The organism is Sphingomonas hankookensis, assembly GCF_001619955.1.
GTDB classification, from domain to species: Bacteria; Pseudomonadota; Alphaproteobacteria; order Sphingomonadales; family Sphingomonadaceae; genus Sphingomonas; species Sphingomonas hankookensis_A.
On record NZ_LQQO01000037.1, the window covers coordinates 1 to 11737 of the forward strand.

Here is an 11737-nt window from a genome sequence, read left to right on the forward strand (position 1 = left end):
AATAACCCGGACCACCCGATGGGGGCTGCTCACGTTCCAGCGGAAGCGGTGCGCTCATGTTGCGAGCACCTGAAACTCGCATTGATCGCCGAGCGCCGGCTCATTGACCTTCAGTTCTCCTTCAGCGCGCGTAAAGCTGAGGACGTACTCCGTAACGCTGTCCCCGTTTGCACTCGCGGTGCGGTTTGGCCGGTAGCGACCGACGCCTTGAATTGGCGTGCACTCGACGGTGCCGCTGCGCTCAAGGCCCGCACAAAGGTCTTCCAAGTCCACGTGCCCTTCGCAACTGTATGAAATCAGTACGCGGCGTGACGCGATGCGCTCAACCAGCGAAAGCAAAGCATCGAGTGCCCTTGTCTTATAGCAGTATGCCGAGGCCTTGTGCTTCCACGGGCGTAGGCCGCTTACGCCTTCGACGTTCGGTTCATCACCGACGGCGATCGTTTCGAGGATGTGGTAATAGGATGCGTACTGCCGTTTCGTGTAGGGCGGATCCAAATAGACCAGATCGTTCGGCGAGGGTCGCAGATCTGCGACGTCTGCCACCGTCGCCACCAGCTCCGTGGCCTCATTTTTCAACGACCGCGGCTTCAGCTGGAGGGGCTGATGTGCAGAATTCTGCCACTTTCGCAGAAAGCAGCCATAGGTGCCTGCAATGTTGGCGACACGGTTGGCTGCCGAGATAAGGTCCGCGATGAGCAACTGCTCTTCGCGGTCAGTCAGGAGGCCATCTGTCGCCCATTCTGCTATTTGGGCGCGGACGGCATCTATTGCCGCCGCGTTGCGCTCGGTGAAGTAGCGCCGCTCAATGCGATCACAGTCAAAACGGGCTGACGCCGGGCTGTAAGTGCGCCACATGGGGCCTTCAGATGGCTCGAGTCTGTTCAGACGTTCGACCGCGTCAGAATACCCGCCAAGCGAGGCCATGCGAACTTCGCCCACTGACGCCAGCCTCGCTACCGTCATCACGATGGCGCTTTCCAAGGCGTCGTTAGCCCAAACTGGCCAGCCAAGCGAAGCCGCCAACTCGGCCACTGCGCCGGTGCCGCTGAATGCGTCTACGAATCGCCCGGAACCGTCGTCGAAGGCCTCGATTGCACGCGCCAATGGCATCGTTAGGCGGGCCTTTGAGCCAATGTACCGGAACGTCATGCGGCTCCCTCTCTTACCAGATTTGCGCGTCGCTACCTTGCCTAACAGCACTGGGATTCCTTGTTAATCCCTTGGGTGGTCGCCTATGCCTGAGCGCTCCGCGACACGCTGATTTCTAGTGGAGCCTAGGGCGGCGGTGCCGCCGCCCTAGGCTCATTACGCCGCCTCGCTATCCAACCACGGCGCGAGAGTCGCGGCATCGTTCGCCGCAGTCGCAAAATCTGCGGCGAAGCGCTTGGCTCGGCGTGCTGCAAGTGCCGCGAGATAGCCGCGCCCATGGCGCAGCTCGATCACATGGCGCAGGATGCGATCCTCGACCGCGGCGAAGTTGGCCCGCGGATCGTGCAACTGCCGCCAACGCGCGAGCAGCAGCGCGGTGCTGATGACGTCCCCCTCGCACGCTTCCTGCACCGCGTCCCACTTGCCGGCATAGATCAGCCGCGCGACCGCGAATGCCGGCACGCTGATCTTGGCGGGGATGTCGAGGCTGGCGAGGATTTCGGCCATGTGGACGGGCTTCATCTTGAACCCGCCGGTGGTGGTCCGCGCGAAGTCGAGGTGGCGGACGGGGTCGTTGCCGCCGAACCCGAGCCAGCCCCAGCCCTTGGGCAAGGTGAGCCCATGCCGCATAGCGCCGAGCGTCAGCAACGGCACATCGTGAAGCATGCCAGCCCAGGACACGAGTTCGGCACCGTCCGGCGCATCGGCCAGCACCCGCAGCACGCCGGTGATCACCGCGCGCTCGTCATGGTCCGGCTGGCTCAGCGTCACGAACCGCGACACGTCGAGGTTCCCATCCGGGTGCTCGACCAGGACCATGGCGGCGGCGGTGACGATGGTCTGGAACGGCCATCGCGGGGTGGTCAACGGATCCTCGTGGCGCTTGTATCCGCGGCGGCTCGGCTGGTCGTCGTTGCCGGGGACGTAGCGTTCCATCGCTTGGTAGCGTTTGTGTCCGGTTTCGTCGGTCACGGCGCTCTCGATATCGAGCACGACATAGGCACGTGGGCGGCGGGGTTCGAAGGGGTTGTCGATCTTCATTATTTTTCTCCTCCGGAATCATTCCCGGCCATGACGGTGCTGGACAGGGGCGGCCCCCGTCGCGCGGGGGCCGCAGGGTTTCAGCCGAAGCGGACGATCGTCTCGACCGGCGTCTCCGGCTCGCTCCAGTCGCTGCCGAACGGCACGAACCGGTTGTTGGCGAGCAGCTCGTCGCCCATCGTCGCGGCGGTGGCGCGGATCCGCTGCATCGCCAGCTTGCGGCCGGTGCCGATGGCCTTCGGCTTGCCCGGAACACGCACGAGCGAGCCGCGGCGATCGACCGCGAAGTGCTCGTCCGCGCGGGTGCTGACGAACAGGATCGGTCCATCGTCGTTGGCGGCGTAGGGGACGACGCGATCGACGATGTCGACGGTCAGCATCTCGCGATAGACGATCGTGAAGCCGAGCGGCGCGGTCGCCGCCATGTTCGCCCAGCTGGTGTAGACCGCGTCCTTGCGCAGCGTCTGGGCGATGCGCGCCATCTCCGAGCCGACCTCGAGGTCCATCCTGCGTCCCGAGCAGAAGGCGATTGCGTCGTTGGCGGGCTTGAAGCCCGGCCAGCCCATCTCGCGGCGTACTGCGAGCATGAAGTTCTGGTGGTGAAGGCCGATGTTGCTCTGCTGCATGCTGTCGTTCCTTTGGTGTGACGGTCGTTATGGCCGGAGCATTTTTCCCCAACCCTGGGATGCTCGCTTCATCTCGTCTTAAAGGGGACGGCGCGTCGCAGCGCGCCGTCTGCTGACGGTGGTCTCAGCGGTGCCGCTGATGCCAGGTGATCGGCAGCATCCGCGGCACCGGCCCGTGCGGCGCGATGTGCTGGCGGAACCAGCGTTCCTCAGCGGCACATTCGTCCTCGGCGAGCTCGCACCACCAGACCTTCTGACGCGGATCCCAGCGGTAGCCGCGGGCCTTGAGCGCGCTGCGCCGGTCGAACGACGCGCCCGTCGCCTCGAAGCGAATGGTTGGCTTCGCGGCGTTGGCCAGCAGGGCGCCGATCACGGTGCCGCCATGCGGCAGCCGGTGTGCGAGCAGGTGGATGAGGCTGACGACGTCGGCCATCGCCCTGTGTGCATTGTTGAAGCGGCCGATCTGCATCAGCAAGTGGCCGAGCTTGCGCCCGTCCAGTCCGGCCTCCAGCCAGTCGAAGTCGTTGGCCGAGCAGGCCCAGGCCGCGCCCGCTATACCTGGCATCAGGTTCTCGATGAAGGCGATGTCGAACATCGCGTTGTGCGCGACTAGCACATCGGCCTTGCTCAGGCGGTGTTCGAGCCGATCGAGGTCGATGATCCGTCCGCGCACGTCCGCGTCGGTGATGCCGGTGAGCCTGGTGATGTAGGGCGGGATTGGCATGCGCGGGTCGCGCAGCGCCTGCCCGGAGCTGACGATGCCGACGATCTCGCCCGCTGCGTCCACTTCCAGCGTGACAAGCGCGATGTCGATGATCTCGTCATGCATGGGGTCGGTGCCGGTGGTTTCAGTATCGATGACGGTGACGAACCGGACTGGCCCGTCGGTCGGCGGCGCCAGCGGGAAATCCTTCAGCGCAATGACACGGCGCAGGATGCGGATGTCCGGATCGTCCGGATGCACGGCAAGTGCCGCCCCGGCGGGGGCGGCGTCGGTGGTGTGGGTCATGGTCGATGCTCCTGTTCGAAGTCGACCGAGCGTCAGCGAGGTCTTTTCCCCTCGCTCTTCCCGGTCACGAAACAGGCCGCAGCCGTGGCTTTTCCACGCCTGTCACATGCGTCTTCGAGCACCCGCACCGAACCGCTGGCGTAGCGCGATCTTAATCGGCGGGGTGCAGAAGGGAGAGCATGAACGACGATGATCGCCGATTGCTGCAAGGATGGAACGACCAGCTGAGCCCCGTGCTCGACGAGAATTACGGGCTCGTGGAGAGCCTGCCGCGTGTGCCCGTCTGCGTCGCGTGTCCGATGGCGCAATGGTACAAGCTGGAAGGCCCGCCGCCGAAAGCGGGAACGGAGCCGAAGCCGCCAGAGCTGGAATGCTTCTGTACCGCCTTCCACGGTGTGATGTATGACGGACGACGCGTCGTGACGGCGTGCGACGCGCGAAAGGATGCGCTAAAGCAGCAGGACGGCTAGCCCGCGTAACCGGATCAGTCGCCGATGCCCTGGCCCGGCGGACGGGGGAAGTTGCGGGTCGGCGCTGATTGATCCGTCGATCGATCAGCCCCCGGTTGCGGGAGCATGCGGCCGGGGCGTGCGAGGCCGGCGTCGCTCGACCGTTTCGTTTCATCCCAGCCCGCCAACGCCCGCTGCCGCAGGGCGCGAGCCGCTTGCCATTTGCTGCCCCGCGGCTCCGCCGCCGCCGTCGCGGCTTCGAGTGAGCGTCTGTCGATGATCGCCTGATCGGCGACAGCTCGCGCTTCCCGCGCGGCGCGCACGACCATCTCGGCTTCGCGCTTCCGCCGCTCGTCATCCCGCCGCTGCGCTTCGCGGGCGCGCAGGATGGCGCGATCCAGCCTACCGAAATCGGCAAGGATCGGCGGAGCCCATGCCAGCGTGAGTGCGGGCAATTGCAGAACGATCGGCCGGGGCACGATCGGCGTCCGAAGGGCTTGCGCTGGCATCTTCGCCAGCCGGAGCGATGGTGCCGTCGGCAGGTGCGGGATCGTCGGTGCAAGTGCTTGCGCGGAAGCAACGGGCATGGCCGCCGGCAGCATGACAGGCTTCGGCCCTGGTAACGGACGGATTCGCAAATTTGCGATTCCCATATGGGCCGCGCGCGGAATGGACCGGGGTGCTGCGCCTGTGGCGATCCCAACAGACGAAAGCCGGTAGGCGCCCCGCTGAGGCGGCTCGAACGACCCGATCACCTGGGCTCGCTCGGCTGTTGCCGGGGGGAGTTCCGGCGTGACGATCACCGCCGTGGACACACGCGGCACCGCGCCAAAGGCTGGCGCGTCAAGGACCATCGTGGCAGCGACGATCCGCTCCGGCACGCGCATGGGCAGCGCCGGCAACCGGGCGAACCGCGCGGCAATGGCGCGGGCGGTGTCCTGTGCCCTTGCCAGCGCCTCGTCGGCGTGACGCAGCGCGTCGTCGATCACTGCCGCCTTCGAGCGCATGACGCGCTCGTGGTTCTCCTCGTTCTCGGCGACATATTCGCCGCTGCGCGCCTGGTTCGTCCTCGCACCGCCGAGATGGACCTGCGGCTCGTGCGGCAGGCCGCGGTCGGCATTGCTCTTCGCGGTCCAGACCTGGTTCTGACCGACCTTGAACGACATTTCGGTCATGACGCTCGCATACATCTCACGGAACAGCTTCATGGCCTTGAGATTGTCGAGATCGGTGCGCAGCATCTCGCCGACATACCATTCGTGGTCGCCGGTGCGGACCATCGGCCGGAACGACCACAGGACGTGCAGGTGCCAGTTGCGCTGGTCGCCGTCCGGCGGCGGTGCGTGGAGCGTTACCAGATAAGGCAGGTCGAACCGGCCAAGCGTCTCCTCTGCCCAGCGGACGCCGCAAGTCATCATCTCGTCCGGGGACTGGCGATGATCGACCGCCAGTATGCCGTGCATCAACAGCTTGGCGTTCTTCTGCGCCGCCCAGTTGACCTGCTCGAGATGGTCAAACCCGCACAAAGCCTCGTCGACCGTCATACCGATGTTGGTCGCGACATAGGGGTTGCCGTCTGGATCGAGCTCGGCACCGTTGAAGCAATACAACACCACCCGTTGCGACACGCCTGCCTCAGCGGTGCGGCGCGAGTAATAGCGCATCCGCATGAACACGCCGCGTTGCCCCCTGCGGTCGATCACCGGGCCATCGTATTTCGGCAGCGCGACGGCGGCATAGGGCCAGTGGCGCTTCCGTTCCCTCGGCGGCGTGTGCCGGATCTTCTTTTCCGGCCGTACCTTTGTCCTGAGCGAGCGCCGCAGCAGACGGGCGCGGTGATCGCTCTCGCGCAATTCGGCAGCTACGCTGCGCTCCGCAGCGCGCCATTCGCGAATCTCGATGCGGCGCAGCTGCTTTTCGTGTCGCTCGCCTTTCAGCTGGAGCGACTGGGCCGCGGCGTCAAGCTTCTTCCTGGCGAAGCCGTTGGCGCTGCTGGTAGTCAGCTTCGACTGGCGGCCGAAATCATCCGTGAACAGCGCATCGATGTAGCGATGCGCCCTGTGTTGGGGGGCGTTTCGAGAAGCCCGGGAGGAGGTAGAGGGTTTCGCCATCGGTGAAACATTTCTTGCGCCAATCTTAGCCCCCCAACCTTAGCTCTCCTGAATCGATGATCCTTTCCGGACCTAGCTTCGGAAAGGATCACCGTCCTAATCTCGTGATCCTCTGCTTCGAAGGAGAAGCAGAATGGATTCGCGAATTTACGAAAACGCCGATGGCCAGCCGGGCATCGACCGCATCCTGGCTCAGGCCGATGCGGCTGTTGCCCGGCTAGACGAAGACCGAGCCGCCATCGCCGAACGCCGCCGCGCGCTTATCGCACCCCGTTACAAGACCGTGGTCGCCGAGCCGACCGATCTGCACAACAAGATCGCGCTCGGCGGCGTGCTGGTGCACCACGGCCTGTCGGCGATCGACGCCGACGCTTTGGCGGGGCTGCTGGCGTTCTGGGCCGATCAGGTCTGGTCCGACATGGACGTACTGATCGACACCGATCCGTCGGTGTCGTTCGGCCAGGCAATCGTCATGATGATCGACCGCCACGGTCGCGACCTGTCGGCGCGCGGGCTGTACGAGACCTGGCTCCGCCGGCTCGCCGCCTATGACGCCGATCGTGCCGAGTGGCTCGCACGCGACGAGGAGTTCCGGCTCGAAGGCGCATGGCGCGAAGAGAGCATGACACGCGACCAGCGCTGGCTGATCCGCGTCACCTGCCGACTGCGCCGCATCGACGTGCCCGGACACCTGTCGCGCGGTGATGCCGCCGACTGGCTCGAGGCGCACGGTGCCAACATGAACTATCGCGAGTTCGTCGCGTGACCGCGTTCGTGTGGACCGACCGTGACGCACGGCGCCATGAACTCGGCAGCCCGGCGAGGATCGAAGCCGAGGCGGCGGCGATCGCGCAGGAGATGGACCGCTACATGGACATTCTCGATGGCGGGGATCGCATGCTGCGCGATACGGCACGCACCGCGATCCGCAGGCTCCAGTCCCGGCTCGAGCAGCTGCGCGCCGACATCTTGCGCTGGAACGACCACGCGCTTGCGGCGATCCGGGCCGCGGCGGCTACGCTCGCCGAACAGATCGAACGGCTGCCAGCGACGATCGCCGACGTGCTGCTGGTCGTCGAGCTGCACGGCGAGCAGGCCCGGTTTCGGGCGATCGCAGGCGACTCGCCCGATATGCAGGCGCGGATGCTCGCCGAGCCCATGACCGCGACCCAGCGTCGCGCGATCGCGGTGTGCGCGTCGCGCACCGCGCCGGCGGACACGGCAACCCGGGGCGAGGCCGGAGCTTGGCTCGACGCGGAGCCGCGCTTCGCTCGTGGCGGTCAGGTCGATGGCGGCTGGTTCGCGTGGGTCGATCGCCACGGCCATGCCCATCGTCTTGGCGACCCGCTGATGATCGAGCGCGAGATCGCGGCCTTGACGAAGGAGATGGTCGCCCAGCGCCCGACGCTTATCGGCACGGGCAGCGCGGACGCCCTCTACGCAGCCGTCGAAGCCGGGCTCGCTTCTTGGGAGCGACTCCAAATCCTACAAGGGGATCTGGAGCGGTACGATCGCGAGGCCACGGCCCGCGAGGACGCCGCATGGACAGCCTATGCCGTCGACTGGCGGTCGAAGAGGAAGACGTCGTGACCGCATATCCCGGCCTCCTATATGGTGAGGAGATCAACACCGCCAGGGCGCACGACCTTATGAAGGCGTTCGGCGGCGGTATATCGGCTCCCGCCCGTCGCGTGATGGAACGACGGGATGGAGTGTCAGACGACGATCCCGACGCAGGCGTGGCTCGCGGCGCGGACAGCGCGATCCGCTTCCCCGGGGTGCGCGACATTCTCGTCGCCGGTGACCCCGTCGTCGCCGACCTGTCCGCGAGGCTGGCCGCCGATCCCGGTGTCATACCGGCACCTGATGAGGGTGTCGTTGCGCACCTCTCGGCGCTCGACGGCTACGCCCGCGACGGCAAGGTCATCACCATCCACGGCGTGCCGGTCCCGGCCGGCCGGCCGCAGACCGACTATTACATCGTGCTGCGCTGGCGCCCGCTCTACAGCCCGTTCGCACTGCCGCACCTGATCTACAGCCGCGATCCTGCCGACGTGCGCCCCGCCGACCGGGCGGCGCTCGGCGTCGCCGAAGACGAGGAAGTCCAGCGCATCCACCTCGTCGATCACGATGCGCGCCACGTCACTGACGAGACGCAGGCGTCGCTGCTGATGTTCAGCACCGCGATCCACCGCGACAACCTCGTCGAACTGCAGACCACGAATCCGGCGCTGTTCGTCGCGCTGTGGCGGCGGGACATGGACGAGGCGTGGCGGCTGGGCCGCAAGATGAGGAACGGCGACCTGCCGGTGTCCAACCCCAGGAGCCGCGTCCGCAGCCGACTTCGCCGCCTGATCTACGGCGCCGCCCTGATGAGCGAGTGGGAGCGCCTGTTCGAGATCATCGAAGCATTGAGGGCGGAGAAGGGCGTGACCCGCGACAGCGTCAGGGCGGCGCTGCTTGGCTGCTCGTCGCTCACCGGCGTGGCGCTGATCGAGACCGAGGCGTTCGTAGCCACTGCCGTGGCGCACGTCCGGGCGCTTCATCCGACGATGGACCCCGACACCGCCGATCGGCCCGACCGCGTCGCCGCCGCGTTCGGCGGCAGCGCGATTTTCCGCACCCGATATCGCGCGGTGCGCGCGGTCGCCGGCGGGATACCGGTCCGCTACTTCCTTGGCGTCGAGCCCGGAATGCTCGCTCTGGTCGCGCTGGTCCACATGGTCGAGAACGTGAAGCGGCTGGAGGGCGACCACCGTCAGCCGGGCCGGGCCGGGCTCGGCACCTTCGATCGGCAGGACACCGCGAGCGTCGAGCTGGCAGTGCTCGTCACCAGCAACCTGTGTCTCCCCACGGCGCGCACGATCCTCCAGCGCGAGGCGAAGCTCGGTGGATCGGACAAGGGCTGGGCTCGGGTCGTCATCCCGACGCTGATCGACAACCCGCACCTGCGCGACGAGGCCGAGCGCCTCTACGCGAAGCAGCATGGCCTGACCGGCGCGCTCCCGCAGCCGGCCTATGCCGACTGCGACCGCAAGCGCCGCCACAGCCCCTACGAGAAGGCGGGCATGCGCGCGAAGCTGTGCGCAGCACCCGTCGGCCAGCAGGGCTGGACGCAGGGGTTCCGGTTCGAGGCCTGGCTGCGCCCTGACGCCGAACTCGCGTTCCTGCGCAACTGCTGCCGCTACATCCAGTACGACCAGGGCCTGGCGGAAAAGCGGGACGCGCATCTCGCCGAGCATTTTCCGGACAGCGCCGATGCGGAGGCCGACGCGATGGCGAGCAACGTCCCGCTGCCGCGCCAGCACCCGCTCGAGCGCATCCAGGATCTGTTCCGCCGCTTCTTCGATCGCCTGCAGGTCGCCGAACAGGCGGCGGAGCGCGCGTCGGCTGAGTCCCGCGCCAATCGCGAGGCCATCCTCCGCGAGGTCGCGCCGCTGCTCGCCGCCGTCAGCCCGATCACGGTCGACCCCTATCTCAACGAACGCATGCTCGCCCCGCCGACCGACGCGCAGCGGCGGGTGGCGCGTGAGGTGTTCTGGAATATCTGACGCAACGGCCCAAAAAATAGCGCCGAGCGCTCGCGGCCGCATCCGGAAGCGCAGCGAGTAGAGCGCCGGTTCCCCCCGGGAGAACGGAATGCGCCGACATTTCTCATCTTGGTTGTCGGTGGTGCTGCAAATGTTGGTCGCGCGACCGGCACCGATCTGACAGGATCATGCCAATGAAAAACGACCCGTTTGGATTGTCTGAAACCGCTGCCGATCGCTTCCTTCGCGAGGATCGTGAACGTGCTGCTATGTTCAAGGATGTCTTCGCCGGGGGCGTGGTGGCCGAGGCAATGCGGGCAGCGACCCTTCACGACAAGCTGTTTCGCGGGGTGGACTTCGACAAGCCCTACCGCGGCATCCTCGACACGCTCGAACGAGATCGGAAGGAGCGCGAGCGCTTTAAGGAACTGACCAACACGGCGTGGGCTCTGTCGGTCACCGATACAGCGCGCAGCCTCACCCAGCGCAGCGCCGATCTTGTGGAGCAGCAGCGGCGTCTGTCGTCGTCAGTAGTCGATACGATGCGAGCGTTCGATACGAACCGATCGACCGTGGCTACCGCGCTGGCCGCCGCGCGCTCCGGCGAAAGCTATCGCCGGATGGTCGAGGACATGTTCCCGAAGATGACGGGGTTTAGCGCCATCGCCGAGCGGATGCGCCTCGTCGATGTCATGACGCTGCGCGCCAGTGAAGGGGTGGTAGCTTCTGCCACTACGCTTGCTGCCGAGATGGTGCTGGAAACGCAGCGAATCACCGAAGCGATCGCGGCAGCAGCGACAGAGGATGAGGGCGCCGCGCTCTTCAGTGAACTGTTCGAAAAGGTGACCGTTTATGTAGCGACGCTTGGCCCCAAGACGATCGCCGAGCTCAACACGATGGGGCTCATGCAGTGGACCGCGTGGCTGTTTGGCTTTCTGGGCTTCGCGCTGGCGATCGTGGCGTTGATCCCGAACCCCTCAGCCGAGCAGCAGCGCGCGATCACCGAACTCAACCAGAAGTATGAGGCGCTGCACCAGGAGGCCGACCGGCTGAGCGAGGCGGATGCGAAGGTGAACGAAGATTTCCTCGACGCCCTGCCGCGCGCCGAGATCGTGCGTGATGCCACCCTGCGCCGCAAGCCCGAGCGGGCCGGTGAGGTGGTACTGCATATGCAGGCCGGTGACGCCGTTGCGATCGAGAAGGCTCAGGGGCGCTGGCGCTTGGTCGTCTTTCGCGATCCGCTCTCGAGCCAGCTTTCGCGCGCTTGGGTCTATCATACCGCCCTCAGCCCGCTCGCCAACGGGCTTGATCTGAGCCGCGACTGAAGCGCGAGAGCGGCGTCGGGAGCCTAGCAAGGCAAAGGCGGGGCGAGGCCCGCCGGACGCTTCTGGCTGGACGCTGCCATTCGCGGAACCTGGCTAGACCGGTGGGTAAGTCCTCAGTTCCTGCCATCCGAGAACGGTTACCGTTTCCCGAAACACCATCGTTTTTGGGAAAGCAGGAACTTCTGTGCCCGTAGCTTCGGAAAGGTTTCGGCCGCGAATCGGCTGATTGGGTTTCCCGCGAGTGCGCGTCGCATGGTGCGTCAGCGGCTCGCGGGAGACCGATCATGGCCGCGAGTAACAAGAACGAACTGCCCCTCGACGATCTGAGCGAGTTGAATGCCGCCGCCGGCGCCCAGCCGACGGCGCCGGTCGAAGCCGACGAAACCCTGCCCCAGGACGCGGGGCCGGGTGAGCTGGTCGCCGAAGATGCGACCATCGACGAAGGCTACGCGGACATGCCGGACTGTCAATCGGCGTCCAAAAAGGACCCCCTA

11 protein-coding genes are annotated in these 11737 nt (G+C 66.2%); 6 read left to right on the plus strand and 5 right to left on the minus strand.

The genetic code is table 11. The annotated features are described in order from the left end of the window. Nucleotides 1–54 precede the first annotated feature (54 nt). The 4 genes from AVT10_RS14315 to AVT10_RS14330 form a co-directional block, all read right to left on the minus strand. On the minus strand, nt 55–1152 hold the full coding sequence (locus AVT10_RS14315; protein ID WP_066692897.1) for a DNA adenine methylase: 1098 nt from the start codon (nt 1150–1152) through the stop codon (nt 55–57). Nucleotides 1153–1308: 156 nt separating this feature from the next. Next, nucleotides 1309–2193 (minus strand): hypothetical protein, encoded by an 885-nt coding sequence (locus AVT10_RS14320; protein ID WP_066692900.1) that lies wholly within the window; start codon nt 2191–2193, stop codon nt 1309–1311. Between the two features lie 80 nt (nt 2194–2273). After that, entirely contained in the window at nt 2274–2819 is a 546-nt protein-coding gene (locus AVT10_RS14325; RefSeq protein ID WP_066692903.1) for a hypothetical protein, read from the minus strand. Nucleotides 2820–2943: 124 nt separating this feature from the next. Continuing rightward, the gene (locus tag AVT10_RS14330) at nt 2944–3828 is read right to left on the minus strand and encodes a 3'-5' exonuclease (RefSeq protein ID WP_066692906.1); all 885 of its coding nucleotides are present in this window, start codon (nt 3826–3828) and stop codon (nt 2944–2946) included. Nucleotides 3829–4007: 179 nt separating this feature from the next. On the opposite strand from AVT10_RS14330, the gene AVT10_RS14335 reads away from it, so the two are divergent. After that, nucleotides 4008–4298, plus strand: coding sequence for a hypothetical protein (locus tag AVT10_RS14335; protein WP_066692919.1), 291 nt, complete (start codon nt 4008–4010; stop codon nt 4296–4298). A gap of 14 nt (nt 4299–4312) precedes the next feature. Here the strand turns inward: AVT10_RS14335 and AVT10_RS14340 are convergent, their stop codons facing one another. Continuing rightward, nucleotides 4313–6388: a hypothetical protein gene (locus AVT10_RS14340; protein WP_066692922.1), complete on the minus strand. Its 2076-nt coding sequence runs from the start codon at nt 6386–6388 to the stop codon at nt 4313–4315. A 133-nt stretch (nt 6389–6521) separates the two neighbouring features. Between AVT10_RS14340 and AVT10_RS14345 the strand changes: the two genes are divergently transcribed. From AVT10_RS14345 to AVT10_RS14365, 5 genes are all read left to right on the plus strand, one after another. Then, the gene (locus AVT10_RS14345) at nt 6522–7154 is read left to right on the plus strand and encodes a hypothetical protein (protein WP_066692926.1); all 633 of its coding nucleotides are present in this window, start codon (nt 6522–6524) and stop codon (nt 7152–7154) included. Continuing rightward, nucleotides 7151–7978: a hypothetical protein gene (locus tag AVT10_RS14350; protein ID WP_066692930.1), complete on the plus strand. Its 828-nt coding sequence runs from the start codon at nt 7151–7153 to the stop codon at nt 7976–7978. Before AVT10_RS14345 ends, AVT10_RS14350 begins: the two co-directional genes overlap by 4 nt. Beyond that, complete coding sequence (locus tag AVT10_RS14355) at nt 7930–9939, plus strand: hypothetical protein (protein WP_198158598.1); 2010 nt, start codon at nt 7930–7932, stop codon at nt 9937–9939. Before AVT10_RS14350 ends, AVT10_RS14355 begins: the two co-directional genes overlap by 49 nt. Nucleotides 9940–10112: 173 nt before the next feature. Next, nucleotides 10113–11243, plus strand: coding sequence for a hypothetical protein (locus AVT10_RS14360; RefSeq protein WP_157092779.1), 1131 nt, complete (start codon nt 10113–10115; stop codon nt 11241–11243). A 284-nt stretch (nt 11244–11527) separates the two neighbouring features. Further along, nucleotides 11528–11737 (plus strand): hypothetical protein (locus tag AVT10_RS14365; protein WP_157092780.1); only part of this gene is annotated, 210 nt, incomplete at its 3' end.

Bases quoted from the DNA above. Each gene is read 5' to 3' on its own strand.
- AVT10_RS14315 (WP_066692897.1), bottom strand. From the start codon at position 1,152: ATGACGTTCCGGTACATTGGCTCAAAGGCCCGCCTAACGATGCCATTG.
- AVT10_RS14320 (WP_066692900.1), bottom strand. From the start codon at position 2,193: ATGAAGATCGACAACCCCTTCGAACCCCGCCGCCCACGTGCCTATGTC.
- AVT10_RS14325 (WP_066692903.1), bottom strand. From the start codon at position 2,819: ATGCAGCAGAGCAACATCGGCCTTCACCACCAGAACTTCATGCTCGCA.
- AVT10_RS14330 (WP_066692906.1), bottom strand. From the start codon at position 3,828: ATGACCCACACCACCGACGCCGCCCCCGCCGGGGCGGCACTTGCCGTG.
- AVT10_RS14335 (WP_066692919.1), top strand. From the start codon at position 4,008: ATGAACGACGATGATCGCCGATTGCTGCAAGGATGGAACGACCAGCTG.
- AVT10_RS14340 (WP_066692922.1), bottom strand. From the start codon at position 6,388: ATGGCGAAACCCTCTACCTCCTCCCGGGCTTCTCGAAACGCCCCCCAA.
- AVT10_RS14345 (WP_066692926.1), top strand. From the start codon at position 6,522: ATGGATTCGCGAATTTACGAAAACGCCGATGGCCAGCCGGGCATCGAC.
- AVT10_RS14355 (WP_198158598.1), top strand. From the start codon at position 7,930: ATGGACAGCCTATGCCGTCGACTGGCGGTCGAAGAGGAAGACGTCGTG.
- AVT10_RS14360 (WP_157092779.1), top strand. From the start codon at position 10,113: ATGAAAAACGACCCGTTTGGATTGTCTGAAACCGCTGCCGATCGCTTC.